The organism is Mycobacterium hackensackense (assembly GCF_025822555.1).
Taxonomy (GTDB): Bacteria; Actinomycetota; Actinomycetes; order Mycobacteriales; family Mycobacteriaceae; genus Mycobacterium; species Mycobacterium fluoranthenivorans.
In genome coordinates, this window is record NZ_JACKUC010000034.1 from 239,756 (window position 1) to 266,008 (window position 26,253).

26 protein-coding genes are annotated in these 26,253 nt (G+C 67.4%); 11 read left to right on the forward strand and 15 right to left on the reverse strand.

The annotated features are described in order from the left end of the window. Window positions 1-64: 64 nt before the first annotated feature. A complete protein-coding gene (dapE, locus tag H7J86_RS27275; protein WP_267294801.1) occupies window positions 65-1,132 on the reverse strand; it encodes a succinyl-diaminopimelate desuccinylase in 1,068 nt (355 codons plus the stop codon). 34 nt (window positions 1,133-1,166) lie between these two features. Between dapE and dapD the strand changes: the two genes are divergently transcribed. Genes dapD through H7J86_RS27290 form a run of 3 tightly spaced genes read left to right on the forward strand, consistent with a single transcriptional unit; the run spans window position 1,167 to window position 2,683 of the window. After that, entirely contained in the window at window positions 1,167-2,111 is a 945-nt protein-coding gene (gene dapD / locus H7J86_RS27280; protein ID WP_187096608.1) for a 2,3,4,5-tetrahydropyridine-2,6-dicarboxylate N-succinyltransferase, read from the forward strand. Between the two features lie 27 nt (window positions 2,112-2,138). Next, window positions 2,139-2,426 (forward strand): hypothetical protein, encoded by a 288-nt coding sequence (locus H7J86_RS27285; RefSeq protein WP_267294803.1) that lies wholly within the window; start codon window positions 2,139-2,141, stop codon window positions 2,424-2,426. Beyond that, window positions 2,423-2,683: a hypothetical protein gene (locus H7J86_RS27290; RefSeq protein ID WP_267294805.1), complete on the forward strand. Its 261-nt coding sequence runs from the start codon at window positions 2,423-2,425 to the stop codon at window positions 2,681-2,683. The genes H7J86_RS27285 and H7J86_RS27290 overlap by 4 nt, the downstream gene beginning before the upstream one ends. 4 nt (window positions 2,684-2,687) lie before the next feature. Here H7J86_RS27290 and H7J86_RS27295 read toward each other — a convergent pair whose 3' ends face one another. From H7J86_RS27295 to H7J86_RS27305, 3 genes are read right to left on the reverse strand one after another with little or no spacing between them, the layout of a single operon-like run. Beyond that, window positions 2,688-3,932: a glycoside hydrolase family 27 protein gene (locus tag H7J86_RS27295; RefSeq protein WP_267294807.1), complete on the reverse strand. Its 1,245-nt coding sequence runs from the start codon at window positions 3,930-3,932 to the stop codon at window positions 2,688-2,690. 44 nt (window positions 3,933-3,976) lie between these two features. Further along, complete coding sequence (locus tag H7J86_RS27300) at window positions 3,977-4,324, reverse strand: VOC family protein (protein ID WP_267294809.1); 348 nt, start codon at window positions 4,322-4,324, stop codon at window positions 3,977-3,979. After that, window positions 4,321-5,721 carry an acyl-CoA synthetase gene (locus H7J86_RS27305; RefSeq protein WP_267294811.1) on the reverse strand — a complete coding sequence of 467 codons (1,401 nt, stop codon included), beginning with the start codon at window positions 5,719-5,721 and terminating at the stop codon, window positions 4,321-4,323. The genes H7J86_RS27300 and H7J86_RS27305 overlap by 4 nt, the downstream gene beginning before the upstream one ends. A gap of 23 nt (window positions 5,722-5,744) precedes the next feature. Between H7J86_RS27305 and H7J86_RS27310 the strand changes: the two genes are divergently transcribed. Both H7J86_RS27310 and H7J86_RS27315 read left to right on the forward strand, forming a co-directional pair. Beyond that, entirely contained in the window at window positions 5,745-6,296 is a 552-nt protein-coding gene (locus H7J86_RS27310; protein WP_267294813.1) for an NUDIX domain-containing protein, read from the forward strand. A 60-nt stretch (window positions 6,297-6,356) separates the two neighbouring features. Next, the gene (locus tag H7J86_RS27315) at window positions 6,357-7,112 is read left to right on the forward strand and encodes a DUF5995 family protein (RefSeq protein ID WP_090363535.1); all 756 of its coding nucleotides are present in this window, start codon (window positions 6,357-6,359) and stop codon (window positions 7,110-7,112) included. Window positions 7,113-7,158: 46 nt separating this feature from the next. On the opposite strand, the gene H7J86_RS27320 is transcribed toward H7J86_RS27315, so the two are convergent. From H7J86_RS27320 to H7J86_RS27330, 3 genes are all read right to left on the reverse strand, one after another. Continuing rightward, window positions 7,159-7,815 carry a class I SAM-dependent methyltransferase gene (locus tag H7J86_RS27320; protein ID WP_267294815.1) on the reverse strand — a complete coding sequence of 219 codons (657 nt, stop codon included), beginning with the start codon at window positions 7,813-7,815 and terminating at the stop codon, window positions 7,159-7,161. An 81-nt stretch (window positions 7,816-7,896) separates the two neighbouring features. Further along, window positions 7,897-8,925: an alpha/beta fold hydrolase gene (locus H7J86_RS27325; RefSeq protein WP_267294817.1), complete on the reverse strand. Its 1,029-nt coding sequence runs from the start codon at window positions 8,923-8,925 to the stop codon at window positions 7,897-7,899. 27 nt (window positions 8,926-8,952) lie between these two features. After that, complete coding sequence (locus tag H7J86_RS27330; protein WP_139170227.1) at window positions 8,953-9,600, reverse strand: hypothetical protein; 648 nt, start codon at window positions 9,598-9,600, stop codon at window positions 8,953-8,955. A gap of 196 nt (window positions 9,601-9,796) precedes the next feature. Here H7J86_RS27330 and H7J86_RS27335 point away from each other — a divergent pair, with 196 nt between their 5' ends. Further along, on the forward strand, window positions 9,797-10,291 hold the full coding sequence (locus H7J86_RS27335) for an Rv2253 family sensor-like surface protein (protein WP_267294819.1): 495 nt from the start codon (window positions 9,797-9,799) through the stop codon (window positions 10,289-10,291). On the opposite strand, the gene H7J86_RS27340 is transcribed toward H7J86_RS27335, so the two are convergent. After that, a complete protein-coding gene (locus H7J86_RS27340) occupies window positions 10,288-13,719 on the reverse strand; it encodes a bifunctional proline dehydrogenase/L-glutamate gamma-semialdehyde dehydrogenase (RefSeq protein ID WP_267294821.1) in 3,432 nt (1,143 codons plus the stop codon). The two genes, H7J86_RS27335 and H7J86_RS27340, sit on opposite strands and share 4 nt — an antisense overlap. A gap of 72 nt (window positions 13,720-13,791) precedes the next feature. Here H7J86_RS27340 and H7J86_RS27345 point away from each other — a divergent pair, with 72 nt between their 5' ends. Further along, window positions 13,792-14,715 carry a LysR family transcriptional regulator gene (locus H7J86_RS27345; RefSeq protein WP_267294823.1) on the forward strand — a complete coding sequence of 308 codons (924 nt, stop codon included), beginning with the start codon at window positions 13,792-13,794 and terminating at the stop codon, window positions 14,713-14,715. A 6-nt stretch (window positions 14,716-14,721) separates the two neighbouring features. Here the strand turns inward: H7J86_RS27345 and dapC are convergent, their stop codons facing one another. After that, the gene (dapC, locus tag H7J86_RS27350; protein WP_090363524.1) at window positions 14,722-15,828 is read right to left on the reverse strand and encodes a succinyldiaminopimelate transaminase; all 1,107 of its coding nucleotides are present in this window, start codon (window positions 15,826-15,828) and stop codon (window positions 14,722-14,724) included. Continuing rightward, the gene (gene fdxA / locus H7J86_RS27355) at window positions 15,825-16,145 is read right to left on the reverse strand and encodes a ferredoxin (RefSeq protein ID WP_090363523.1); all 321 of its coding nucleotides are present in this window, start codon (window positions 16,143-16,145) and stop codon (window positions 15,825-15,827) included. The genes dapC and fdxA overlap by 4 nt, the downstream gene beginning before the upstream one ends. Window positions 16,146-16,388: 243 nt before the next feature. Here fdxA and H7J86_RS27360 point away from each other — a divergent pair, with 243 nt between their 5' ends. Further along, window positions 16,389-16,946, forward strand: a complete 558-nt coding sequence (locus H7J86_RS27360) for a PadR family transcriptional regulator (protein ID WP_267294824.1) — start codon at window positions 16,389-16,391, stop codon at window positions 16,944-16,946. Next, window positions 16,943-18,961 carry an FAD-dependent oxidoreductase gene (locus H7J86_RS27365; RefSeq protein WP_267294826.1) on the forward strand — a complete coding sequence of 673 codons (2,019 nt, stop codon included), beginning with the start codon at window positions 16,943-16,945 and terminating at the stop codon, window positions 18,959-18,961. The genes H7J86_RS27360 and H7J86_RS27365 overlap by 4 nt, the downstream gene beginning before the upstream one ends. A 63-nt stretch (window positions 18,962-19,024) precedes the next feature. Here H7J86_RS27365 and H7J86_RS27370 read toward each other — a convergent pair whose 3' ends face one another. Further along, window positions 19,025-19,573 carry a YceI family protein gene (locus tag H7J86_RS27370; RefSeq protein ID WP_090363520.1) on the reverse strand — a complete coding sequence of 183 codons (549 nt, stop codon included), beginning with the start codon at window positions 19,571-19,573 and terminating at the stop codon, window positions 19,025-19,027. A 193-nt stretch (window positions 19,574-19,766) separates the two neighbouring features. On the opposite strand from H7J86_RS27370, the gene H7J86_RS33755 reads away from it, so the two are divergent. After that, entirely contained in the window at window positions 19,767-20,339 is a 573-nt protein-coding gene (locus tag H7J86_RS33755) for an excalibur calcium-binding domain-containing protein (RefSeq protein WP_276065819.1), read from the forward strand. Here H7J86_RS33755 and H7J86_RS27385 read toward each other — a convergent pair. Then, on the reverse strand, window positions 20,336-20,782 hold the full coding sequence (locus tag H7J86_RS27385) for a DUF2231 domain-containing protein (protein WP_267294828.1): 447 nt from the start codon (window positions 20,780-20,782) through the stop codon (window positions 20,336-20,338). The genes H7J86_RS33755 and H7J86_RS27385 overlap by 4 nt on opposite strands. An 84-nt stretch (window positions 20,783-20,866) precedes the next feature. Continuing rightward, window positions 20,867-23,437 (reverse strand): bifunctional FO biosynthesis protein CofGH, encoded by a 2,571-nt coding sequence (locus tag H7J86_RS27390; protein WP_090363515.1) that lies wholly within the window; start codon window positions 23,435-23,437, stop codon window positions 20,867-20,869. A gap of 184 nt (window positions 23,438-23,621) precedes the next feature. Between H7J86_RS27390 and H7J86_RS27395 the strand changes: the two genes are divergently transcribed. Beyond that, on the forward strand, window positions 23,622-24,824 hold the full coding sequence (locus H7J86_RS27395; protein WP_267294830.1) for a hypothetical protein: 1,203 nt from the start codon (window positions 23,622-23,624) through the stop codon (window positions 24,822-24,824). Here H7J86_RS27395 and H7J86_RS27400 read toward each other — a convergent pair. Continuing rightward, entirely contained in the window at window positions 24,821-25,165 is a 345-nt protein-coding gene (locus H7J86_RS27400; RefSeq protein WP_235683379.1) for a hypothetical protein, read from the reverse strand. The genes H7J86_RS27395 and H7J86_RS27400 overlap by 4 nt on opposite strands. A 202-nt stretch (window positions 25,166-25,367) precedes the next feature. Then, window positions 25,368-26,243: an N-acetyl-1-D-myo-inositol-2-amino-2-deoxy-alpha-D-glucopyranoside deacetylase gene (gene mshB, locus H7J86_RS27405; protein ID WP_187096624.1), complete on the reverse strand. Its 876-nt coding sequence runs from the start codon at window positions 26,241-26,243 to the stop codon at window positions 25,368-25,370. Between the last annotated feature and the right edge of the window lie 10 nt (window positions 26,244-26,253).

Sequence of the window (26,253 nt, forward strand, 5' to 3'; positions counted from 1 at the left end):
ATGACGGCAAGGGACTACCTGGGTGTCATCGATTCACAGCACGAAAATCACTGTACCGAAAAGGTCAAGCGGTTAAATATGCCCGCAATGTCTCGGTGGTCGCGGTGATGGCCGCGATGTCGACATGCTCGTCGACCTTGTGCGCCAGGTTCGGGTCACCCGGACCGTAGTTGACGGCCGCTATCCCCAGTGCGGCGAACCGCGACACGTCCGTCCAGCCGTACTTGGCCCGGACCTGACCGCCGGCGGCCGCCACCAGCGACGCCGCCGCCGGATTGGCCAGGCCGGGCAACGCGCCGGCCGCCGCATCGGTAACCTCCAGCGCCACGTCCAGCCCATCGAAAACCTCACGGACGTGTGTCACCGCCTGCTCGACGCTGCGATCCGGCGCAAACCGGAAGTTCACCGTCACCGACGCCGCATCGGGTATGACGTTGCCCGCGATCCCGCCACCGATGCGCACCGCCGACAGCCCCTCACGGTATACGCAACCGTCGATGTCGACACTGCGGGCCTGATACGCCCGCAGCCGATCCAGCACCGCGCCGAGCTTGTGAATAGCGTTGTCTCCCAACCAGGAACGGGCACTGTGCGCGCGTGTGCCCGTCGCGCCGACCACGACACGGATGGTGCCCTGGCAACCGGCTTCGATGAATCCGCCCGACGGTTCACCCAAGATCGCGACGTCCGCGGCCAACCAGTCCGGCAGTTCACGTTCGATACGGCCCAGTCCGTTCGCGCTGGACTCGATCTCCTCGCAGTCGTACATGACCAGGGTGATGTCGTGGCTGGGCTCGGTGAGGGTGGCGGCCAGATGGAGAAACACCGCATCGCCGGACTTCATGTCCGAGGTCCCGCAGCCGTACATCAGGCCGTCGACGACGCGGCTGGGCAGGTTGTCGGCGGCAGGCACGGTATCGATGTGCCCGGCCAGCATGACCCGCGACGGCCGCCCCAGATGGGTCCGCGCCAGCACCGCGTCACCATTGCGAATGACCTCGAACCACGGCGCCTGAGCGCGCAAGGCGGCCTCGATCTCGTCGGCGATGCGCTGCTCATGGCGCGACTCGCTGGGAATGTCCACCAGTGCGGCGGTCAGCGCGATCGGATCAGCACGAAGATCTAGGCTCACAAGGCTCGAGGCTAGTCCAGTAACCTAGGCCAACGTGACTGCTGCATCTGGCTTCGGCCTGGCCACCATCGCCGCCGACGGAACCGTTCTGGACACCTGGTTTCCCGCTCCCGAACTGACCGGTGACGGGGCATCCGGGACGACGAGACTGTCGGTCGCCGAGCTCACCGACAACCTGGCCGATCTCACCGGACCGGACACCGATCGTGATGTCGAGGTGGTGGCGGTACGCACCACCATCGCCTCACTGGACGACGCACCCATCGACACGTACGACGCGTACCTGCGGCTGCACCTGCTCTCCCATCGGCTGACCAAGCCGCATGAGGCCAACCTCGACGGCATCTTCGGGCTGCTCACCAACGTGGTATGGACGAACTTCGGCCCGGCCTCGGTCGACGGCTTCGAACTGGTTCGCGCCAAGCTGCGCCGCCGCGGCGCCGTGACGGTGTACGGCGTCGACAAGTTCCCGCGGATGGTCGACTACGTGCTGCCCAAGGGGGTCCGCATCGCCGACGCCGACCGGGTCCGGCTCGGCGCGCACCTGGCCGAGGGCACCACGGTCATGCATGAGGGCTTCGTGAACTTCAATGCGGGCACCTTGGGCACCTCGATGGTCGAGGGCCGCATCTCCGCCGGCGTCGTCGTCGGCGACGGGTCCGACGTCGGTGGTGGCGCGTCGATCATGGGCACGCTGTCCGGCGGCGGCAAGGAAGTCATCTCGGTGGGCAAGCGCTGCCTGCTGGGCGCGAATGCCGGGTTGGGGATCTCGCTGGGCGACGACAGCGTCATCGAGGCCGGGCTGTACATCACCGCGGGAACCAAGGTCACCACGGCGGACGGCCAGACGGTCAAGGCCAAAGACCTCTCCGGCGGCAGCAACCTGCTGTTCCGCCGCAACTCACTCTCGGGTGCGGTCGAGGTCGTCAAGCGCGACGGCACGGGCATCACGTTGAACGAGGCGTTGCACGCCAACTAGCTTGAGACCCAGCGCGAGCTTGCGAGGATGACACGTACTGACTGGAACGTCAGCATCTATGCGGGCGCAGCGTGGGGCGGTGTCTTCTGGATGGCGCTGCCCGTCTTCACATCGTTGCTGCGATCAAATCCACCACCACACGCAGCCTTGGTGACAGTTGCGGTGTCGATCGCCGTTTCCCTTGCGGGACTGGTGTTTTTCCGTGCGGCGCAGAATCCCACCACTCGTCGTATAGGCGCAGCAATCACGATCGGCGCACTCCTCGGCTTACCCGTCCTGGCGTGGCTCGCTTTGTGGCAGAGCGTGATCCCGTGAGCGCGGCCGGACATGACACCCAGGTCGCTCCGCGACTCGCGGGGCTGTTCTTGGGCGCGATCTCCGGCGTCATCCACCCCGGCTTCTTCAATCTGCTGTTGCCGACCTGGATTGTTCCAGCACTGATCGCGGGCCTACTGTCTATCAGTCCCCGCACGCGGTCATGGGCGGTGGGTTTCGCAGCCGCGAGTGTGGCCTGGCTTGCGTTTTCCGCAGCGTTCTTCCTCTTCGGCGCGATAGGTCCGTCATTCAGCTAGGCGTCTAGCACCCGGGGCTGACCCGCAGCAGCGCCACACCATGACTCGGCACCGACGCCGAGATATCGCCGTCGGTCGTAGAGTCGTTGTGCCGCGACAGATCTCGCACGGTATGACACGTGCCGTCCGCCAGCCCGATCGCACTCAGCGAAGCGTGCAGGGTGACGGTGTCGGCGGACTGGTTGAACAGCCCGACCGCGACAGCGCCACCGCTGAGCGGTTTGACCAGCACGCGCGGATCACCCGCTAGCGGATGTCCCTGTACGACAAGCGGATCCTGGTCGACGGCGATCACCTCGCGGTTGGTCAGGATGGCGGCCGTCCGCGGCGACATCGAACGAATATCATTGCCCGCCAACAACGGTGCCGCCAACAGCGCCCACAGCGAGAAGTGGGCCTGCTGCTCGTCATCGGTCAGATCGGCACGCTGCGGCCCGAGCGCCATGGTCGGATGTCCGACCACGAACTCATTCCAGCCCAAACCGATCACCATCATGTCGGGATCGTTGATGTGCGACGGCCCGCTGTGCGAGGCGGCCGCACCGGCCTCGGTGAACGCCTGATCCACACCGGCCAACCCCGATGACCACAGCGCGGCATCGCCCCATGCGGGAACCAGATCGACTGCGTTCCGGGTGACATCGGAGACATGCGACCAGTCGTACTCCATGCCCGCACGCGGATCACCCGAGCTGTTCGGGTTGATGCTGTAGACGATGTTTCGCCCGGTGGCATGGAGCGCGTCGCGCATGGCCGTGAAGTACGCGACCTGATCGTCATGCCCGGCGGCCAGCCGGCACCAGTCGTATTTCAGATAGTCGACACCCCAGTCGGCGAACGTCTGGGCATCGGCGTGCTCATGGCCCGCCCCGCCGATCCGCGGATCCTGTCCGCAGCCCTGGTTGAACGGGCTGTGATAGATACCGAGCAGCATCCCGCGATCGTGGGCGTAGCGCGCCAGCGCGGCGATCCCGTGCGGGAACCGGTCCGGGTCGGCCTGCAGATGACCGTCGCTGTCACGGGTCGGCGCGGCCCAGCCGGCGTCGAGGTTGACGTAGCGGTATCCGGCGTCGCGCATCCCCGAGGACACCATGGCGTCGACGATCTGGTGCACGCTCTGCTCGGTTAGCTCGATCCCGGAATTCCAGGAATTCCAGCCCATCGGCGGAGTGAGCGACTTCGGCGGTGGGGCCGACGCGCACCCGGCGAGCACCAGGGCACAGGTCGCCAGCCAGGCCAGTGCACGCATCGGGCCATGGTGGCAGCCCAGCCTGGGAGCCGGATGTGCAGAGGCTATTCGGCGGCCAGGATGCAGAACTCGTTGCCTTCCGGGTCGGCCAGTACCACCCAGCTCTGCTCGCCCTGTCCGATGTCGATATGCCGCGCGCCGAGTTCGAGAAGTCGTTCGACTTCGGCGTCCTGATCCTGCGGGGTGAAGTCCAGGTGCAGCCGGTTCTTCACCGATTTGTCTTCGGGCACGGCCAGGAACAGCCAGTTCGGCCCGGCTCCGGGTGGCGGGGTCAGGACCACGTCACCGTCGGCGTCGGTGTGGTGCGGCCAATCCAGCACCCGTGACCACCACGCGCCCAGCGCTTCGGGGTCGCGCGCATCGATGCAGATCTCGGAGAACCTGAGGGTCATGTCATCAGCTCCTTCTTGAGTACCTTGCCCATCGCGTTGCGGGGCAGCGCGTCGACCACACGGACCTCACGCGGGCGCTTGTGCACCGAGAGTTGCTGTGCCACAAAGTCGATCACCTCGTCCGGCTCGACGGACCCAACCACGAAGGCCACGATGCGCTGCCCCAGGTCGTCATCGGGCACCCCGACCACGGCCACCTCGGCCACACCGGGGTACCCGAGCAGCACCGTCTCAATCTCGCCGGCACCGACCCGGAAACCGCCCGTCTTGATCAAGTCGACCGATTCCCGCCCGACGATGCGGTGCATGCCCCCGGCGTCGATCACCGCGACATCCCCGGTGCGGTACCAGCCATCGGCGTCGAACGCCTCCGCGGTCGCGTCTGGCCGGTTGAGATAGCCGCTGAACACCGTGGGGCTCTTGATCTGCAGGTTCCCGATGGTTTCGCCGTCATGCGGCACCGGCGCACCGTCCTCGTCGACCAACCGCGTCTGCACGCCCGGTAACGGCAGCCCGACCCAACCGGGCCGGCGTTCCCCGTCGACCACGGTGCTGATGGTGATCAACGATTCGGTGCTGCCGTAACGCTCGACCGGCGCGTGTCCGGTGAGTCGCACCAGTTCGTCGAACACCGGCACCGGCAGCGGCGCACTACCCGACACCAGCAGCCGGGCCGACGCCAACGCACGCGCCGACGCCTCGTCTGCGACCACCCGCGACCACACCGTGGGCACCCCGAAGTACATCGAGCCGCCGGCCTCTGCGTACGCCTGGGGTGTGGGTTTTCCGGTGTGCACAAAACGGTTGCCGATGCGCAGCGAGCCGAGCAGCCCCAGCACCAGACCGTGCACGTGGAACAGCGGCAGCCCGTGCACCAGGGTGTCTTCGGCGGTCCACTGCCAGGCCGCGGCGAGGGCGTCGATATCGGCCGCGATGGCCCGCCGGCTGATCAGCACACCTTTGGGCAGGCCGGTGGTGCCCGAGGTGTACATGATCATCGCGGGCGAATCCGGCGACGGTTCGGCGTAGCGGTGCCAGGACCGTGCGTGAAGCCGGACCGGAATATGTGGCAGCCCTTCGGCTTCGGCGGGCTGTTCCCCCAACCACGCCTGAGCGCCGGAGTCGGCGAGGATATGGGCGCGTTCGGTGGCGCCGACGTCGGCGGGCACGGGCACGAACGGCACGCCGGCGATGAGGCAGCCGGTGACCGCCAGCACGGTGGGGACGGTCGGGGTCGCCAGGATGGCGACGCGCCGCGCGACGGACACTCGTTCGGCGACCGAGGTGGCCGCCCCCACGAGGTCGCTGCGGCTCAGCGTCACACCGTCGATGCGCACCGCGTCGGCGAGGTCATGTCCGGCGGCCACTGCGGCGGGGTCCAGGGAAGTCAACAACACGCTGGTGAGGCTACTCTGGGCCGGTGGACCCGATCGAAAGACTGGCCAGTCGTGAGGTGTACCGCAACAACTGGATGGTGGTCCGGGAGGACGATATCCGCCGCCCCGACGGCACCCTCGGCATCTACGGGGTGATCGACAAGCCGACGTATGCGCTGGTGATCGCTCAAGACGGTGACCGTTTCCGCATGGTGGAGCAGTATCGATACCCAATCGGGTTGCGGCGCTGGGAATTTGTCCAGGGCACCGCACCGGGCAGCCTCGGCGGCGACGAGCCGGAGCCCGCCGAGCTGGCCGCGCAGGAACTGCGGGAAGAGACCGGTCTGCGTGCCGCATCGTGGCAGGTCCTGGGCCAACTCGACGTCGCGCCCGGGATGAGCAGCCAGCGCGGCTGGGCGTATCTGGCCACCGGCATCACCGAAGGCGATCACGAGCGCGAGCATGAAGAGCAGGACATGCACAGCGAGTGGTTCACCGCCGGGCAGATCGATCAGATGATCCGCGACGGCGTGGTCACCGACGCGCAGACCCTCGCGGCGTGGCTGCTGTTCCGGTTGCACGGGGAAAACGGGTAGCCGGCTACGCGCATGACGGGGCCGCCGAGGCGCGATAGTCGATCGCAGGAGGTGGCCCCGATGCCGGCAACAGACATCGACGAAGTACTGACCAGCCTGGCGGCGATCGTCGCCGACACGACGGCTCGGCGAGATCCGCTCGGATACTTCGCTGCGCTCTACCGCCAGGTGACACTGCGGGTGAAACAGGGGATCACCGAGGACGCCTTCGACGACGGACCGCGGATGGCGCGGTTCGACGCGCAGTTCGCCAACGCCTATCTCACAGCCTACGAGCAGTTCCGCGCGAACCAACAGCCGAGCCGCGCATGGAAGTTGGCGTTCGAACGGACTCGGTCCGACGAGACGATCATCCTGCAGGATCTGTTGCTGGCCATCAACGCCCACATCAATCTCGATCTCGGTGTGGTCACCGGAACCGCTTTCACCCCGGCGAAGCTGGGTGGTTTCCATGATGATTTCAACCGGATCAACGACATTCTCGCCGCACTGATCCCGTTGGCACGCAACGCGGTTGAGACGTTCTCGCCCCGACTGGCCGAACTCACCGCGATCGGCGGACCAGAAGTCGAGCTCACGCTGCAGTTCAGCGTCGACGCCGCCCGCGACGAGGCCTGGCGAGCGGGCACCTTGGTGTCGAACACGCCGCGCGGCATCCGCCCTCTGTTGGTGGACACTTTTGACGCTCGGACCAAACTGCTGGGCCGGCTGATCGCCACCCCGGCTGAACCGGTCCGCTCGGCGGTCCGGCACATTCGTCAGGCGGAAAGTGCCGATGTGCCCGCGATCATCGCCGCACTCGATGCGCTGGCGTAGTCGCCGTTAGGACCGCGCATTCGCGCCGCGGCCTTCCGATGTCTGCTCATCGCGTAGCCCGACCCACGACCAGCGGGTAGACGATCGTCGGCATCCCGCTCCAGATGGCTCCGGTGGCATCGACGTCGAAACCGCAGGCACGCATCAGGTCGACGGTCGGGCGGTTACACATGCACCCGCCGGCGAAGGCGCGCCAGAACCGCGCGAGCAGGTCCTGGTACAGCGCCAGCGGCCGCCAATCCGCTCGGACGTGTTCGATGAAGAGCAGCTGCCCGTTGGGGCGCAGCACGCGTGCGATCTCGCGAAGCACGCGTTCAGGGTCCTCGACGGTGCACAGCACCAACGTGGAAACCACGGTGTCCACGGACTCGTTGGCGAGCGGCAGGCGCTCGGCGCCCGTTCCGGAGATGACCGCGGGCCGGCCGTTGCGATCAAGGCGCCGAGCGAGTTTGCGCCGCATCCCAGCTTCCGGCTCGGCGAGGACGAGCTCGTCAACCCCATCCGGGTAGTGCGCAATGTTCAGGCCGGTGCCCGCACCGATTTCGACCACGCGCCCATATGCCTGCGTCAGCAGCTTGCGTCTACGGCGCCGCATACCGGCGATCTCGCCGGTCCACAGAAACGGGTCGTACAGCACGGCCATGATGCGCAGCCACCAGCGTGGCAGGCCGGGGCGCGATTCGACGCACGTGAGTTCGGTCATGCCGCGAAATCTACGAACGGACGAGCACTGCCCGCATCGCTCAAACCGGCCATCCTTCCGGCATGGCCGGTTTGGGTTATGTCACAACAGTCCGAGCCGAGATGCCTCGGCGACGGCGGCAGTTCGGGATGGACTACCCAGCTTGTGGCGGATGTTGGCGACGTGCCGGTGCACGGTGTGCGGGCTGAGCTGGAGCTGTTCGGCGATCTCGCGGTCCCCCAGCCCGCGCGCCACGCAGTCCAGGACTTCGCGCTCACGGCCGGAGAGCAGTACCGGCGCGCCCACCTCGGATCGCGGTTGCTGGTGCGGGGCCAGCGCTTGGCGGCACGCCCGGACCACCGAGTCGATGTCACCGTGCCAAGGGAAGTGCGAACTACCTTGCAGCGGAACGAATGCCGCGCCGGATATCGCGGCCGCGACCTCACGTCCGAGCGCATAGGGCACGGCGCGATCATCGCGCCGATGCACCACAGTGGTCGGCACCCGGACGAGCGGGAGGCAGTCGCGAACGTCGAGACGATAGACCAGACCCAACAATTCCGCGGCGGTGTCGGCGGTCGCCGACTCGCGTTGCACGCGGGCAAAGCGTTCGTGTTCTGCCGCGTCCGCACCGCCGAGGAAGATGTCACTGAGCACCCGCGAACCAAGCCCCCAATGCGCACGAACCGCCGTGACGATCGCGTCCGCCACACCGGGCGCGGTCAGCGCATCCCCCTGGGGGTAGGAGCCGTACAACACCAGGCGCTCCACACGTTCCGGATAAGCCGCGGCGAACGCCACGGCCGTGCAACTGCCCGACGAACCGCCGACCAGCGACACGCGGTCGAGCCCGAGTTCGTCGAGCAGCGCACGCAGGACCGCGACCTCACCGTCGAGCGTCAGGTCGGCTTCGTGCACAGTGCGGTCGGACATGCCGACGCCGAGCCGGTCGTAGCGGATCAGGGTGTGGCCCTGGGCGACGCCCTCCCAGAACCGCCGCACGCCGGGGTTCTGCCAGTCCAGTTCGAGATGACTCACCCACCATGCGGGAGCGACCAGTGCCGGCCCGTCCCCGCGCAGCTCGTATGCCACGCGACGGCCGCCAAACGGGAGAAAACGGATCTCAGACATCGTCCTGAGAGCGTACGACTGCACGGGCTACGAAGTGCCCCCGCGGCCACGATTGCTGTATCGCTTGGCCTTTGCGATGAAGCGGACGACCAGAGCGGCCAGCACGATGATCAGGAAGGGGCCGTAGAACTCGGTGTAGGTCACGCCGCGGCGCCAGTAGGCGATGAAGAAGGCGAACCAGATGACGTAGCTTCCGGTCAGGTGCAGCCGATGCCACACCGGGTACTGCATGCGCTTGGCGATCCGGTCGAAGGACGTGACCGTCATGGCGATGACGAACGCATACGCGATGAAGTCGATGACGTAGACACCGTGCGGGGTGCGCTCAACACCCGCGTCGAACCGCGGCGTGTTCAACACGATCGTGGCGATGATGAAAAAGGCATGCACCACATGGGATCCGGCGAATGCGACGCCGAGATAACGGCGGTTGCGGCGAATCCACCTGGTGGTGTCGGTCGGCCACAGTTGGTACAGCGACGACGCGGTGAAGGCAAGCAGAAACAGGACCGCGGAGGCACGGGCGGTGATGCGGATGCCGAGGTTCGCTCCGCTCGCACCGCCGACCGTTGTCGCGGCAACGGTCGAGAACACCGCAACAGCAACGATCAGGATCCACGTCAGCCGCCAACCGGACAAGGCGCTAGATGATTGCCGGGACTGCGTGATGGTCATGGCCCCATTCGAGCAACCCGATCTCATCTCGTCCAACGAACGTTTCCGATCAAAGTCATCAATATTGAAGATGAACCGGGATACTCCCATCACGATGCGATCACTAATTGACGCCGACGCGCTGTGGGATCGCTGAGTTGTCGGTGCCCGCCCCTACCGTGAGCTCGTCGGAGCTTGAGAGAAACAGGAAGCGGAGATGACTGTCCGTCGCGTGTGCATCGCGGTGACGCTCACCCTGGTGGCATGTCTGTGTTCGATTCCGACGGCGGCGGCCGCCGGTCAGCCGTTGAACGGCCGCTATCAAGTGGTCAGCTACGCCTCGCAGAAGAACGGCACCAGCATCGCGGCACGGCAGGCCGAGCCGGACTTCGGCGCGGTCTACACCTTCTCGACGGCCTGCGGCAGCGTGTGCGTGGCGACCGTCATCGACGGCCCGGCTCCGTCGAATCCGACCATCCCGCAACCCCAGCGATACACCTGGGACGGCACGAAGTGGACGTTCAGCTATGACTGGCAGTGGGAGTGTTTCCGCGGCGACGCATATCCCCGCGTCTACAGCCCGGCCACCTCCTGGGTGACCTACACCCCGCAACCCGACGGCTCACTGCGTGGCAATTGGTACACCGACATCCTCAGTGACGCCTGCCGGGGCAACGTGCTGATGCCGGTGGCCGCGTTCCCCGCGCCTTAGTCCCGGAACAGCCCCTGGGCCAGCGGGGTCGGCGAGCCGAACCGGTGGGCGGTGACCGCGACCGCCTGCTCGCGCAGGAACGTCAGCAGCTCGATCCGTCCGGCTTCGACCACGGGTTGGGCGTAGAGCGCAACATCGACCCTGCCGTCGCTGGCGCGGGCGAATTCCTCGCGACGTCCACCGAGCAGGCGGACGCGGGCAGGGGCGTTGTCGCGCAGCACATTCGACCACGCCGCCGCATCGTGTACGCGGCAGGTGACGCCCGCCCCCTCGAGGGCCTCGACGATCGCGGGGTCCAGCGGTGTCGGTGTCGAGACCGTCACCGCACTGCCGGCCAGAATTCCTGCGCCCACCACCCGCATCAGGGCAGCGGTGTCCTCGTGCTCCGCACGCACCGTCACGGGCAGCGGCAGATACCGGAACAGGTTCGTCTCCGCCATCAGGCCCGACACGTCGCGAGCGACACCGAACTCCTGGGCCCAGGCCAGCGCATCCGAGGCGAAGGATCGGCGCAAGAAGTCGAGCTCCTCGGGTTCCAGCGCGAAATGCTGTGCCGCATCCAAAATCCGACGGACCGCCGGACTGATCTCGCCGGCCTGCGCCGCCGGCGCGGACCGCCAGTCGCACAGCCCGAACAGGTAGTTCGGGCCGCCGGCCTTGGCGCCGGCACCGACCGCGGATTTCTTCCACCCCCCGAAGGGTTGACGGCGCACGATCGCGCCGACGGTCGACCGGTTCACGTAGGCGTTTCCGGCCTGCACCAGGTCGATCCAGTGTTCGACCTCGGCACGGTCCAGACTGTGCAGTCCTGCCGTCAGTCCGTAGTCGACCTCGTTCTGGATCGCGATCGCGTCGTCCAGGTCGTCGGCCGCGATGAGCCCGAGCACCGGGCCGAAGTACTCGGTGAGATGGAATTCCGAGCCGCGCCGAACACCGGTCTTCACCCCCGGAGACCACAGCCGTCCGGTGTCGTCGAGTCGGCGAGGCGCCACCAGCCACTGCTCCCCCGGCGCCAACTGTGTCAGCGCGCGCAGGAGCTTTCCCGCCGCGGGCTCGATGATCGGGCCCATCTGCACGGTCGGGTCGCTCGGGTAACCCACCTTCAGCGAGGAGACGGCGTCGACGAGCTGATCACGGAACCGCGCCGACCGGGCCACCGAGCCGACCAGGATGCCCAGCGAGGCCGCCGAACACTTCTGGCCGGCGTGCCCGAAGGCCGAGTACACCAGGTCTTTGACCGCCAGGTCGAGATCGGCGTGCGGGGTGATCACGATGGCGTTCTTCCCGCTGGTCTCGGCCAGCAGGGGCAGGTCGGGCCGGAGGCTGCGGAACAGGGCGGCCGTCTCGAAGGCACCGGTGAGGATCAATCGACCCACACGGTCGTCGGAGACCAGCCGTGTTCCGAGGTCACGCTCGTCGACGTGCACCAGTTGCAGGACATCGGCCGGCACGCCGGCATCCCAGAGCGCCTGCACCATCACGGATCCGCACCGGCGGGCTTGGGTGGCGGGTTTGATGATCACCGGGCTGCCCGCGGCCAGCGCCGCCAGGACCGAGCCGGCGGGAATCGCGACCGGGAAGTTCCACGGCGGCGTGACCACGGTCAGCCCGACCGGCACGGCGACGGCGCCGTCGACGGTGTCCAGCTGCTCAGCCAGCGTGGCGTAGTAGTTCGCGAAGTCAATCGCCTCGGAGACCTCGGGGTCGCCCTGGTCGAGGGTCTTTCCGCATTCGGCGGCCATCACTTCCAGCAGGACCGCCCGAGACGATTCCAAGGTCCCGGCCGCACGTCGCAGAATGGCGGCACGCTCGGCACCCGAGCGCGCCGACCAGCCGGCGCCTGCGGCCACACCGCCGGCGATCACGGCATCGAGTGACGCGGCGCTGCGGACGGTGTGTTCGGCGACGAGTGCCTTGCCTGCCGACGACTGCGCGATCCGATCCGTGATCGCCCGTCCCCAGAGGCGATTGCCGGGCAGCGACGGGTCGGTGTCGGCGACGTTGGCGAACGAGCCGGCCGGATTCGCCGCGGCGTACGGGTCGTCGACGCGGCGGTCCTGTCGACGGTTCGGCGGGGGCACCGCGTCGTCGAGCCCCACCAACGACGCCAGGAAGCGATCCCTCTCCCGCTCGAACAACGCACTGTCGCTGTGCAATTCGAAGACAGCGGACATGAAGTTCTGCTGACTTGCACCCTCTTCCAGACGCCGCACAAGGTAGGCGATCGCGACGTCGAAGTCCTTCGGATGCACCACCGGGACGTAGAGCAGCAGGTTGCCGACGGTGCGCCGGACCACCTCGGCCTGCGCCTCGGCCATGCCGAGGAGCATTTCGAACTCGACCCGGTCGCGGACTCCGCGCCGCCCCGCCAGCGTCCACGCATAGGCGATGTCGAACAGATTGTGACCGGCGACGCCGAGTCGCACATTGGCCGCACGGTCGGGGTGCAGTGCGTAGTCCAGCACCCGTTTGTAGTTGGTGTCGGTGTCCTGCTTGGTCGACCAGGTCGCCAACGGCCAGTCGTGCAGCGACGCTTCGACCTGTTCCATCGGCAGGTTGGCGCCCTTGACCAGACGGACTTTGATCCCGGCGCCGCCGCGCTCCCTCCGCGCACGGGCCCAATCCTGAAGGCGGATCATCGCACTCAGGGCATCGGGCAGATAGGCCTGCAGCACGATCCCGGCCTCCAGCCCGAGCATCTCGGTGCGGTCGAGAAGGCGGGTGAACACCGCGATCGTCAGGTCCAGATCGCGGTACTCCTCCATGTCCAGGTTGATGAACTTCTTGGCCGGCGAAGCGGCCGCAGAGCTGAACAGTGGGAGCAGACTCTGCTCGATATGGTCGACCGCCTCGTCGAACGCCCACGGTGAATGCGGCGGTACGGTCGCCGACACCTTGATCGATACGTAGTCGACATCCGGGCGTGCGAGGAGTTGCTCGGTGCCCGCCAGCCGCCGCGCCGCCTCCCGCTGACCCAACACGGCCTCGCCCAGCAGATTGATGTTCAACGCGACGCCGCGCTCCCGGATACGGGCGATGGCACGGCCGAGCCGCGCGTCGGTCGCGTCGACGAGGAGGTGGCCGACCATCCTGCGCAAGGCCTTCTGCGCGACCGGAATGACGACGCCGGGCGCGATCACCGAGACCAGCGCACCGAGTTTGACCAGCAGCCGCAGGTGCCACGGCAGAAAGCCGGGCGCGTTTCGGGCGAGGTCCCGCAGGTTCGCCGCCGCGACCCGGTCGTCTTCGGGCCGGATGACGCGGTCGACGAATCCGACGGTGAAGTCCAGACCGCCGGGATCGCGCAGCACATCGGCCAGGCGACGCGCGGCGGGTGCGACGGGTTGTCCTGCGGCGTCGTCAAGCCAGCTCCGGACCTGGGCCACGACATCGGTCAGCAGATTCTCTTCGCTGCTCAGCTGTGCCATACGCCCATCATGAGCGCACCAGACATTTAAAATAAAGCGATGTTTTCTGATACGAAACTTTAAGTAGAACTGATGTATCAACGACCCGATCTCCTCGACACCCGTCGGCTGCGGTTGCTGTACGAGCTGAGCCTGCGGGGCACGCTGTCCGAGGTGGCCGAGGCCCTGCACCAGAGCCCGTCGTCGGTATCCCAGGCGCTGAATCAACTGGAGCGCGAAGTCGGTGTCCCGCTCCTGGAGAAGGTCGGGCGGCGGCTGCGGCTCACCCCCGCCGCCGAGGTGCTCGTCGAGCACACCGCCGTCATCTTGGCGCGACTCGAACTGGCCGCTTCCGAGATCGCCGTGCAGAGCGACCAGGCGTCCGGCACCGTCCGGCTGGCCGTCTTCCAATCAGCGGCATCCGCCTTCATGCCTCAGATGCTGACCGAGTTGGCCACCCGGCATCCGCGGTTACGCGTCACCATGTCCCAGCGCGAACCCGAGCAGGCCCTCTACGAGACGTGGATGCGTGAGTTCGACCTGGTGATCGCCGAGGAGTACCCGGGACATGCCGCGCGCGTCTATCCCGACCTGCACCGCGAACCGCTGACCACCGATCTGCTCCGCCTGGCGGTCCCACCGACGGGCGACCCGTGGCGGCGCATCACGTCGGTCAAGGACACCGCCGACCTGCCGTGGACCATGGAGCCCGAGGGCACCGCGTCGCGGCACTGGGCTGAACAGCTCTGTCGGCAAGCCGGTTTCGAGCCCGACATCCGATTCGAGACCGACGACCTCGAAGCGCAGATCGCCCTCATCGAGAACGGGAACGCGGTGGCGATCCTGCCGGACCTCATGCGGGTGCGGCGCCGACCGAACGTACGCGTCGTGGACGTGGATCCGCGACGCCGTTCGGTCTTCACCGCGACCAGGACCGCCCTCAGAAATACGCCGGCCATCGTGGCATGCCGCAAGGCACTGGCCTCGGTGGTGCCTGAGCACCTCGACGTGATCTGAGGGCGCTCAGCTCAATCGCTGCACCGCAGCGGCTATACGTTCATCGGTGGCGGTCAGCGCGATCCGCACATGCTGGGCACCGGCGGGGCCGTAGAACTCCCCGGGTGCGGCCAGGATGCCACGCTGGGCCAGCCAGCCCACCGTGTCACGGCACGGTTCGCCGCGGGTGGCCCACAGGTACAGGCCCGCCTCGGAATGGTCGATGGTGAAGCCGGCCTTACGGACCGCCGCCGCCAGCAGTTCGCGACGCCGGGCGTAACGCTCGCGTTGTTCCGCCGCGTGCGCGTCGTCGTCCAGCGCGGCCACCATCGCTGCCTGCACCGGCGTCGGGACGATCATCCCGGCATGCTTGCGGACCTCGAGGAGTTCGGCCACCAGGGCGGGATCGCCGGCGACGAAGCCGGCGCGGTATCCGGCCAGCGAGGAGGTCTTGGACAGCGAGTGCACCGCCAGCAGGCCCGTGTGGTCGCCGTCGCACACTGACGGGTGCAGCACACTCAGTGGCTCGGCATCCCAGGCCAGGCCCAGGTAACACTCGTCGGAGGCGACGATCGCGCCGCGTTCGCGCGCCCAGCTCACCACCTTGCGCAGGTGATCGACCCCGAGCACCCGCCCCGTGGGGTTGCTCGGCGAGTTGAGGTAAACCAGGGCCGGATTCAGCGGGCCCAGCTGGGTCAGCGAATCGGCGGCCAGCACCTGGGCACCCGCCAGCCGGGCACCCACGTCGTACGTGGGATAGGCCAGCTCGGGGATGACCACCGTGTCGGCGCCGCCGAGCCCCAGCAGGGTCGGCAGCCAGGCGATCAGTTCCTTGGTGCCGATGACGGGCAGCACGGCGGACTCGGCCAGGCCGGTGACGCCGTAGCGGCGCAGCAAAGCCTCAACGGCGGAGGCGCGCAAAGTGGCGGTGCCGGCGGTGGCCGGGTAGCCCGGCGAAGCGCTGGCCGCGGCCAGCGCATCGCGAATCACCGGCGCGACATCGTCCACGGGAGTCCCGACCGAGAGGTCGACGATCCCGTCAGGGTGCGCCCGTGCGGTCGCCGCAGCGTCGGCCAGGGTGTCCCAGGGGAACACCGGCAGCGCCGCGGATTTGGGCGAACGGGCCGTGCTCACTCGCCCTTGGGCTCGAGGTCCTTGATGACCTGCGGATCGTTGTCGGTCTGGCCGACCTTCGACGCACCACCGGGCGAGCCCAGTTCGGCGAAGAAATCCGCGTTGCTCTGGGTGTAGCCGCCCCACTGGTCCGGTACGTCGTCTTCGTAGTAGATCGCCTCGACCGGGCACACCGGCTCGCAGGCGCCGCAGTCGACGCACTCGTCGGGGTGGATGTACAACATGCGGGCACCCTCGTAGATGCAGTCGACAGGGCACTCCTCGATGCATGCCTTGTCTTTGACGTCAACGCAGGGCTCGGCAATGACGTACGTCACTGATGTCTCTCCTGTCCAGTGGGCTGCTGGTCGGGTTTGTCTGTTGGGACTCTACGAGTCTGCGGCAAGTATGCGGTGCCGACACCTGCACGCGCCTCTAAGTGTGTCCTAACTTCCCGCAAGGTCGCGGTGGTTACTGACACTAGCCGTTGCAGATACCCACGACTAGACACCACACGGCCCAAGTGTCACGTCATTGCAACTTGTTGCATAGGACCGCCGGTACCGCATACGCTGCCTCCTGTGGCCCTGCAACACGCGATCCTGGCGGCGCTGTGCGAGCAGGCCGGATCCGGCTACGAACTGGCCCGCCGCTTCGATCGCTCAATCGGGCATTTCTGGGCTGCCACCCATCAGCAGATCTACCGGACCCTGCGGGTCATGGAAGGCGACGGCTGGTTGTCCGTGCAGATCGTCGAGCAGCACGGCCGGCCGGACAAGAAGGTCTATTCGGTATCGGCCGACGGCCACGCCGAACTCCGGCGCTGGATCGCCGCACCACTGTCCGGGCGTGGCGGCACGGTGGCCGACCACCGCACCCGCGATCTGGCCATCAAGATCCGCGCCGCCGCGTTCGGGGATGTCGGGGCCATCCGGGATCAGGCCGTCCAGTTACGTACCGAGCGCGCCGCACTGCTGGACACCTACCTCGGATACCAGAAACGTCAGTTCCCCGACCCCGCCGCCCTGACCGGGACAGCCCTGCACCAATACCTGGTGTTGCGCGGCGGCATGCGCGCCGAAGAAGGCGCGATCGAATGGCTCACCGAAGTACTTGAGGTGCTGGGAGGCGCTTTGTGAACTACCCAAACCTGTTGTCACCGTTGGATCTCGGCTTCACCACGCTGCGCAACCGGGTGGTGATGGGCTCGATGCACACCGGCCTGGAGGACCGGGCCCGCGACACCGAGAAGCTGGCCGCGTACTTCGCCGAGCGGGCCCGCGGCGGCGTCGGGCTCATCATCACCGGCGGCTACGCGCCCAACCGCACCGGTTGGTTGCTGCCGTTCGCCGCCGAGATGCGCTCCGGCGCCGACGCACGCCGGCACCGCATCATCACCCGGGCCGTGCACGACGAGGGCGCCAAGATCGCCCTGCAGTTACTTCATGCGGGACGCTATGCCTACCACCCTCTTTCGGTCAGTGCCTCGTCGATCAAGGCGCTCATCAATCCGTTTCGCCCGCGCGCCCTGCGTGACGTGACCGGAACGATCTCCGATTTCGTCCGTGCTGCGCTGCTGGCGCGCGACGCCGGATACGACGGCGTGGAGATCATGGGCAGTGAGGGGTACCTGCTCAATCAGTTCCTCGCCCCGCGAACCAACAAGCGCAAGGACGCCTGGGGCGGCACCGCCGAGAAGCGGCGGCGCTTCCCGGTCGAGATCGTGCGCAGGGTCCGCGAGGCGGTCGGCACCGACTTCATCGTCGTCTACCGGATCTCGCTGGCCGACTATGTCGAAGATGGTCAGACCTGGGATGAAATCGTCGCGCTGGCAACCGAAATCGAGGCGGCGGGCGCGACACTGCTCAACACCGGTATCGGCTGGCACGAATCACGGGTACCCACCATCGTCACCTCTGTGCCAAGTGGCGCGTTCGTGGCCACCAGTAGCGCATTGGCCGAGCATGTCCATATTCCGGTGGTCGCATCCAACCGGATCAACATGCCGCAGGCCGCCGAGCAGATCCTCGCCGACACCCAGGTGCAGTTGATCTCGATGGCCCGCCCCCTGCTGTCCGACCCGGACTGGGTGCGCAAGGCCGCCGAGGACACGGCCGATCAGATCAACACGTGTATCGCCTGCAACCAGGCCTGCCTGGACCACGCGTTCGTGCACAAAACCGTGTCCTGCCTGTTGAATCCACGCGCCGGGCACGAGACGACGCTGGTGTTGGGACCCACGCGGCGGGCTTTGTCGGTGGCGGTGGTCGGCGCCGGCCCGGCCGGATTGTCGGCAGCGGTCAGCGCCGCGCAGCGGGGACACCGGGTGACGCTGTTCGAGGCCGGTTCCTCCATCGGCGGTCAATTCGACTTGGCCAGAAGGATTCCCGGCAAAGAAGAGTTCAACGAGACGTTGCGGTATTACACCCGGATGCTGGAGGTGCACGCGGTGGACGTGCGGCTCGGTGTCCGCGCGTCGGTGGACGATCTGACGGCCTTCGACGACGTCGTGTTGGCCACCGGGGTGACTCCGCGGCTGCCGGACATCCCGGGCATCGATCACCCGATGGTGTTGACCTACGCCGAAGCCCTGTTGGGACAACACGTCGGCACACGGGTCGCCGTGATCGGCGCCGGCGGGATCGGGTTCGACGTGAGCGAGTTTCTGGTGAACGAGGAATCGCCGACCCTGAACGTCAAGGAGTGGAAGGCCGAGTGGGGTGCGCTGGACCCCCAGGATGCGCCGTCGGTCCGCGGCTCGTTGACCACGCCGATTGTCCTGCCCGCCGCTCGTGAGGTGTATCTACTGCAGCGCACCACGGGTGCGCAGGGCAAAGGACTGGGTAAGACCTCGGGCTGGGTGCATCGGGCGTCCCTCAAAGCCAAAGGCGTACAGCAACTCTCCGGAGTGAACTACGAACGTATCGACGACGACGGGCTGCACATCAGCTTCGGGAAGGACCGTTCCGATGCCCGGGTCCTGGCCGTCGACAATGTGGTGGTGTGCGCCGGTCAGGAATCGGTGCGCGACCTCGAGGACCTGTTGCGTGCGCGTGGCGTCGAGCCGCACGTGATCGGTGGTGCGGCCGTCGCCGCCGAACTCGATGCCAAGCGGGCCATCCGGCAGGGCACGGAGTTGGCGGCGCGGTTGTAGCGAGCGCAGACCGTCCCCGCTCGGGTTCGAGCGGGGACGGTCTGTGGCAGTTACTGCGCCACGTCAGGCCTGCTTCAGCGCCTCGATCTCGAGGGTGATGGTGACCTTGTCACCGACGACGGCCCCGCCGGTCTCCAGCGGCGCATCGAAGGCGATCCCGAAGTCTTTGCGGTTCAACACCACCGACGCCTCGAAGCCGGCCACGGCACCGTGGCCCATACCCGGGTTCACGCCGTTGAACTCCAGCTTCAGCGACACCGGCTTGGTGACACCCTTGAGGGTGAAGTCACCGTCGAGCACGTAGTCGTCACCGTCGGCCCGCACCGCGGTGGAGGTGAACGTCGCCGTCGGGAACTGCTCGACGTCGAAGAAGTCGGCGGCCTTCAGGTGCGCGTCGCGCTGCTCGTTGCGGGTGTTGACCGAGTTGATGTCGATGGTCGCGGTGACCGACGGGGTGCCGTCCTCGGCGACGACGATCGCGCCGGTGAAGTTGTCGAAGGTGCCGCGCACCTTGCTCACCACGAGGTGGCGCACGGAGAAATTGACCGAGGAGTGCACGGGATCGAGGGCCCAGGTGCCGGCGGTCAGGTCGGTGGCTACAGCTGTGGTCATGAGTTCTCCTTGGTCGTGGGGTCGGCTGTCCCGACATCCTCACTTCGACCAACCGGACCATAGTCCGGATTATTCGCCATTCGCCCAAGTCGTGATCCACATCACATCTGAACCGACACGCGAGGATCGTATTTGTCGTCGCCGTAAATTCAGCCGCGGATCCCGATTCGAGGTGAATGTGTCTACGCGACAGATGTTTTCGATAGCAACAATCACGCTGTCAATCCCGGCTTTGACTGTCGTCTTGAGCCCTACCGCACACGCATACAGCAATTGCGCGGAAGCCAGGGCCGCCGGTGCCGCGCCCCTCTACGCGGGGCAACCCGGATACAGCCGAAAACTGGACCGGGACGGCGACGGTGTCGCATGTGAAACCGGGGGCAGTGGCTCTAGTGGTGGCCTACCCCCGCAGGTTTACCCGACCTATCCGCCTATTTATGCCACCCCGGCTCAGACGCCCGCTCCCGTGGCAACGGCAGGCTCGGGCATCACCACCGTCGTCAACTGGACGGGAGCAGAGTGCATCGACATCACCGCGCCCAACCAAGACGACGCCGGCGTGCTCCACACCGGAAGTTTCTGCGGGGGATCTGCCCAGTTTCACATCACTCCGACGTCGGGTGCTCAGATGGTCGGTGCCGACCCGAGTATCGGATCCGCGGATTGGGCATCGTGCGAGATCCTGCCCGGGCGCCTCGTCGACTCCGGGACGGCGGGCGACGGGCAGGACATCAACTGTCTGACACGATTCGATGCGCTGCCCTAACCCACACCCCACACCGCACGGGCCCCCGAATCCCCGACTTTGATCACCACCGCGATCGCCGCGAGCCCGACCACCACGGCCAGCACCGCCACCACCGCGGCTACCCCGCGACCGTGCCCGGACCACCGGTGCAGCAGCGCCAACAAGGCCGCCACCACTAACAACGCCACGGCCACATAGGGCATCCAGTCCCCGCGTTCGGCATGCTCCTGCAGCACGGCGGCGGGTTGGGGGAACCTGTCGTACATCGCCTCCCCGGCTTCGACGGTCAGCGGCGTCAACGCGGCCGTGACCGCGGCCAGCGCCAGCACCAGCCACACCAGTCGTTCCCGTGCGGCCGGCCACAGCGCACAGAGGATCTCCAGCAGCGCCACCAACGGCACCAGTACGACGACGGCGTGCACGAACAGGGGGTGGGCGGGAAGTCCGGCGATCGTGTCCATGACCGGAGGATCCCACGCGAGCGTGCGCAAAATGCCACGAATTGCGGCGTGTCACTGTGCAGACACGCACGCTCGCGAGAGGGTCTAGGCCGCCAACGGTGCGTAGGTCGTGGTGCGCTGCCGGGCCGGCCGGCCGATCCCCTCGGCGATGGCCACCAGTTCCTCGACGGACTTGGCCGAGCCGTTCTCCGAGCCGGCCATCCGGGAGATGGTCTCCTCCATCAACGTCCCGCCCAGATCGTTGGCGCCACCCTGCAGCATCACCTGGGTGCGTTCGACGCCCAGCTTCACCCACGACGTCTGGATGTGCGAGATCCTGCCGTGCAACATGATCCGCGCCAGCGCGTGCACCGCCCGGTTGTCCCGGTGTGTCGGGCCCGGCCGCGCGCCGCCGGCCAGATACAGCGGCGAGGACTGATGCACGAACGGCAGCGGCACGAACTCGGTGAACCCGCCGGTGCGGTCCTGGATACCGCGCAGCACGTTGAGGTGCCCCACCCAGTGCTTGGGAGTGTCCACGTGCCCGTACATCATCGTCGAGCTGGAACGCAGGCCCACCTCGTGCGCGGTGGTCACCACCTCGATCCACTCCGACGTGGGCAGCTTGCCCTTGGTGAGCACCCAGCGCACCTCGTCATCGAGGATCTCGGCGGCGGTGCCCGGGATCGACCCGAGCCCGGCCTCCCGCAGCGACGTCAGCCACTCCCGCACCGACAGGCCACTTCTGGTGACGCCGTTGGCGATCTCCATCGGCGAGAAGGCGTGCACGTGCATCGACGGCACCCGGGCTTTGACCGCCCGCACCAGATCCGCGTATCCCGTCACCGGCAACTCCGGATCGATACCGCCCTGCATGCACACCTCGGTGGCCCCGGCGACGTGTGCCTCCCAGGCCCGGTCGGCGACCTCCGCACTGGACAGCGAATAGGCGTCGGCGTCGCCCTTGCGCTGCGCGAACGCGCAGAACCGGCAGCCGGTGTAGCAGATGTTGGTGAAGTTGATATTGCGGTTGACGACGAAGGTGACGTCGTCGCCGACGGCATCGCGGCGCAGCGAATCCGCAAGGGCGGCCACCGCATCCAGCGCAGGACCGTCCGCGGTGGCCAGGGCCAGGTATTCGTCGTCGCTGCAGCCACCCGGATTGCGTTCGGCCGCACGCAGGGCGGCCAGCACATCGGTGTCGATGCGTTCGGGAGCGCGGGCCGCCAACTCGGACACCTTCTCCCGGATGGACTCCCAGTCCCCGAACGCGCTGCCCAGATCGCTGCGGGTCTCCGTCAGGCGACCTTCGGTGTCGATGGCGGTGTGCAGATCGGTGCGGCCCAACGACTCGGACGCCTCATCGGGTTCCTGCCAGGGCCGGCCCACCGGGTTGACATCGCGCGCCCACCCGGTCTCGGGGTCGGCCAGTGCGTCCACATGCCCGCGGACCCGCGGATCGATCCACGCCGCACCCGCCTGCACGTAGGACGGCTGCGCGGTAAGACGTTGCACCAGTTCGTAACCCGCAGCGGCGGTGACCTCGGCCAGGTCCTCCAGGGCCGGCCACGGCCGTTCCGGGTTGACGTGGTCGGGAGTCAAGGGCGACACCCCGCCCCAGTCGTCCACCCCGGCACCGATCAGCGCCAGGCATTCGTCGCGGGACACCAGGTTCGGCGGAGCCTGGATGCGCATCTTCGGGCCGAGCACCAGCCGGGTCACGGCGACGGTGGCCAGGAAATCGTCGATCCCGGTATCGGGCACGGACGCCATCGCGGTGTGGTCCTTGGCCCGGAAGTTCTGCACGATCACTTCCTGAACGTGCCCGAACTCCTTGTGCGAGCGCCGGATCGCATGCATGGTCTCGGCCCGTTCGGCCAAGGTCTCGCCGATACCGACCAGCAGACCGGTGGTGAACGGGATGGACAACCGGCCCGCATCGTCGAGGGTGCGCAACCGTACGACGGGGTCCTTGTCGGGGCTGCCGTAATGCGCCAGCCCCTTGGTCTCATACAGGCGCCGTGACGTGGTCTCCAGCATCATGCCCATCGACGGGGCCACCGGCTTGAGCCGGGACAGCTCGGTCCAGCTCATCACCCCCGGATTGAGGTGCGGCAGCAGGCCGGTCTCCTCCAGGACCCGGATGGCCATCGCGCGGACATAATCCAGGGTGGAGTCATAGCCGCGTTCGTCGAGCCACTGCTTGGCCTCGTCCCAGCGGGTTTCCGGCCGATCACCGAGGGTGAAGAGCGCTTCCTTGCAACCCAACTCTGCACCGCGCCGGGCCACGTCGAGAATCTCGTCGGGCTCCATGAACATCCCCTTGCCCTGGGCGCGTAGCCGGCCGGGCACGGTGACGAAGGTGCAGTAGTGGCAGGTATCACGGCACAGGTGGGTGACCGGGATGAAGACCTTGCGGGAGTAGCTGACCGGTAGTCGCCCCTCGGGGCCACGGCGGCCCGCCGACTCCAGGCCGGCATCTCGTACCCGCGCGGCACTGGCGCACAGATCTGCCAGATCGTCGCCGCGGGCGGTCATCGCAACGGCTGCTTCGTCGACATTGAGGGCCACACCGTCGCGGGCACGGCGCAACACACGGCGCAACGCGGACGTACTGGGCTTCGGCGGGATCACCGGACTGGGTAGATCGGAGCCGTGCTGCGGGTTCAGAGCCACTCCCCTGTAACCCCTGCGTCGTCGCGAATCATCCGCGCGTCTCACAATCTGAAACCACTGCCCCTGGCATAGGGGCCACCATAGTCCCAGCGATCGGCTGCGACGCGTCGCCCCAATGCGATAAACCTGCGTTGACTCTGGCGTAAATTCACCCGCATAGGCGACCGCAAGAACAGGAGCCACGATGGGTGTGTCCGTCCGTTCGTATCTGATGGCGGGCGTGACCGCCCTCGCCGCCGGCACCATTGCCATCCCGTCCTCGGTCGCGCCACCCACGGCGGCCCCTGCCCCGGTGCATGCCCAGGTGCGCCTGGCCGCCGAGACCCGGACCATGTGGGCGCCCGCACCCGTGATCGTGCTGGCCCCGAAGTCGCAGGTCACGCAGAAGGCGGCCGCCGCCACGCCGTCCGCGGGTGCCCCGGCGCTCGCCGCCGCGGCAGCGCCCACCGCGGTGGCGCCGGCTGCCGCTGCGCTGGGTCTACCCGGGCTGAGCAGCGCCATCATCAACGGCTACGACTGGCTCATCGGCTGGGTCGACTACGGCGTGGACCTCGCCCAATACGCCGTCGGCTGGATCCCGATCGCAAATATCTTCGCGCCGCAGATCGGCATCGTCTACTACAACCTGATCCAGCCGATCATCACCAGCGCCGTCTACAACACCGCGTACGTCATCGGCGGGTACGTCAACCTGGTCCAGGCCGTCGGCAACGTCATCAACGACAGCATCAACGCAGGCAAGGGCTTCATCCAGGCAGAGATCAACTGGGCGCTGAGCTGGCTGCCCCCGCTGCCACCTCTGCCCTTCGCCGCGACGGCGGCCAAGACGGCCACGGCCCGGACCGCACTGGCGTCGGCAACCGGCGACACGGCCACCACCGGAACACCGGTGACCGCGGCGGAAGAAACGATCGGCACCGGTGACACCGGTGACAAGACCACAGCCGCCGAGGACGGCAAGCCCGCCGCCGGGACAGAGCCCGTGACAGACCAGGAGACCGCGACGCCGGAGCCGGTCAAGACGCCGTCAACCGAACCGGAGCCGGCCGCCGACAACGACACTCCGGTCACCCCGCCGACGACCAAACCCGATGTGGTCAAGTCCGACGATCAGAAGCCGGAGTCGACCGAGGCCACACCCGATACCACCAAGCCCGAAACCAAAGCCGGCGGCACCGACACCACACCGGACACGACCAAACCGGACACCACCCAGTCGAGCACCACCAAATCGAGCACCACCAAATCGAGCACCGAGAAGGCCGACACCGGCAAGCCGGACCCGAAGAAGGCCGAGCCAAAAAAGACCGAGTCCAAGAAGAAGAAACGCGATCAGCACGCGTCGATTCCCAAGGCCGACACCCACGCGACCGCCGACGCGGACTAACGCGACCTGGCGTACCGCCGCAACACCAGCACGGACGGAAGCGTGCCGACGACGATCAACAGGAGCAGCAGCAGCGCACCGGATGCCGTCGTCGCGAACACGATGTCGCTACCCGGGCCACCCAGTGTCAGCGATCCGATGGTGGCCAGCCAGCACCACAGCGGCAGCGCACCCACCCGCGTCGAAGAGGTCCACTGCAACGCGGCCCAGACCAGGGCGGCGTTGCAGGCACCGCTGGCCAAGACGCTCGCCGGAAAGGGTGCACCGCTGACGCGCCAGGGCAACAGAAAGGCTGCGAGCACTGCGGACAACACACCGCCGAGGCACAGCAAAGAGAGCATGACGGGCGGCACCCAGGCCGGTCCGTCGGGTTCGTCGTCCGTCAGGTCGAACCCCGTCAGGTGGGAATGCTGTCGAGCAGCGCGACGAGCGAACCGACCACCCACTGGAAGTTGTCGGCGCGGTCCTGCTGGTGCTGCAGATTGGGATCCAAGTCCGGGTCCATAGGGGCAGCGTACCGCCCCGAGCACAGCTGCCCGGCTGCTATCCGAGTTTCAGTCCGGCCAGCAGATCGGTTTCCACACCACGCTCATCGCGCTCGCCAGCCGCCCCTTTGACCAGCACGTAATGCTCGATCCCCCACAGCGGGAGCGCGACCAGGTTCGACAGCGCCAGCGAACGTCCGTCCGCGGCGACGCTGACCTGGGTGGCGTGGGCGCGCAGCGCCGCGGCCTTCGCGGGCAGATGTGCGGCGGCGTCGATCACGGCGTCGACCTTCTCGTCGGGGTAACCGAACGTGATGTCCGACGGCTTGATCTGGATCCAGTCCGCAGGTGGGTCGCCGATATCGGCGAGGCCGTCGGCGATTCCCGATTCCGCCATCACCGTCCAGTAGAACTTCGGTACCTCCCACGGCTCGCCCGGATGGCCGTCACCGCCCGCGGCGGCGACAGCGGCCGTGGTGACTTCGTGTGCGCGGATGTGGTCGGGGTGCCCGTACCCGCCGTTGGGGTCGTAGCTCACGACGACGTGCGGGCGCAGGTCCCGGATGATCGCGACCAAAGCCGCGACGGGCTCGGCGATATCGGCGTCGACGAATCGCTGGCGGTGCCGGGCCGGGGTGCCCGGCATCCCGGAATCGCGCCAGCGGCCGGCGCCGCCGAGAAAGATCGGCTCGCCGGCGCCCAGGGCGGCCAGTGCCGTCGTCAGTTCGGCGATGCGGTAGCCGCCCAGCTGATCAGCCGCGTCGACGGCGAGTTGGGTCCAACGATCGCCGATCACCTCGCCCTCCTCACCCAGCGTGCAGGTGACCACGCGCACCGTGGCGCCCTGTGCCGCGTAATGCGCGATGGTCGCTCCGGTGGTCAGGGACTCGTCATCGGGGTGGGCATGCACGAAGAGCAGCCGAGGTGTTTGCACTCCCCTAGAT

Excerpts from the sequence above, each read along its gene's own strand:
- H7J86_RS27285 (WP_267294803.1), top strand. The coding sequence starts at position 2,139 with ATGACACGTACTGACTGGAACGTCAGCATCTATGCGGGCGCAGCGTGG.
- H7J86_RS27295 (WP_267294807.1), bottom strand. The coding sequence starts at position 3,932 with ATGCGTGCACTGGCCTGGCTGGCGACCTGTGCCCTGGTGCTCGCCGGG.
- H7J86_RS27300 (WP_267294809.1), bottom strand. The coding sequence starts at position 4,324 with ATGACCCTCAGGTTCTCCGAGATCTGCATCGATGCGCGCGACCCCGAA.
- H7J86_RS27315 (WP_090363535.1), top strand. The coding sequence starts at position 6,357 with ATGCCGGCAACAGACATCGACGAAGTACTGACCAGCCTGGCGGCGATC.
- H7J86_RS27320 (WP_267294815.1), bottom strand. The coding sequence starts at position 7,815 with ATGACCGAACTCACGTGCGTCGAATCGCGCCCCGGCCTGCCACGCTGG.
- H7J86_RS27325 (WP_267294817.1), bottom strand. The coding sequence starts at position 8,925 with ATGTCTGAGATCCGTTTTCTCCCGTTTGGCGGCCGTCGCGTGGCATAC.
- H7J86_RS27330 (WP_139170227.1), bottom strand. The coding sequence starts at position 9,600 with ATGACCATCACGCAGTCCCGGCAATCATCTAGCGCCTTGTCCGGTTGG.
- H7J86_RS27335 (WP_267294819.1), top strand. The coding sequence starts at position 9,797 with ATGACTGTCCGTCGCGTGTGCATCGCGGTGACGCTCACCCTGGTGGCA.
- H7J86_RS27340 (WP_267294821.1), bottom strand. The coding sequence starts at position 13,719 with ATGGCACAGCTGAGCAGCGAAGAGAATCTGCTGACCGATGTCGTGGCC.
- H7J86_RS27345 (WP_267294823.1), top strand. The coding sequence starts at position 13,792 with ATGTATCAACGACCCGATCTCCTCGACACCCGTCGGCTGCGGTTGCTG.
- H7J86_RS27370 (WP_090363520.1), bottom strand. The coding sequence starts at position 19,573 with ATGACCACAGCTGTAGCCACCGACCTGACCGCCGGCACCTGGGCCCTC.
- H7J86_RS33755 (WP_276065819.1), top strand. The coding sequence starts at position 19,767 with ATGTTTTCGATAGCAACAATCACGCTGTCAATCCCGGCTTTGACTGTC.
- H7J86_RS27385 (WP_267294828.1), bottom strand. The coding sequence starts at position 20,782 with ATGGACACGATCGCCGGACTTCCCGCCCACCCCCTGTTCGTGCACGCC.
- H7J86_RS27395 (WP_267294830.1), top strand. The coding sequence starts at position 23,622 with ATGGGTGTGTCCGTCCGTTCGTATCTGATGGCGGGCGTGACCGCCCTC.
- H7J86_RS27400 (WP_235683379.1), bottom strand. The coding sequence starts at position 25,165 with ATGCTCTCTTTGCTGTGCCTCGGCGGTGTGTTGTCCGCAGTGCTCGCA.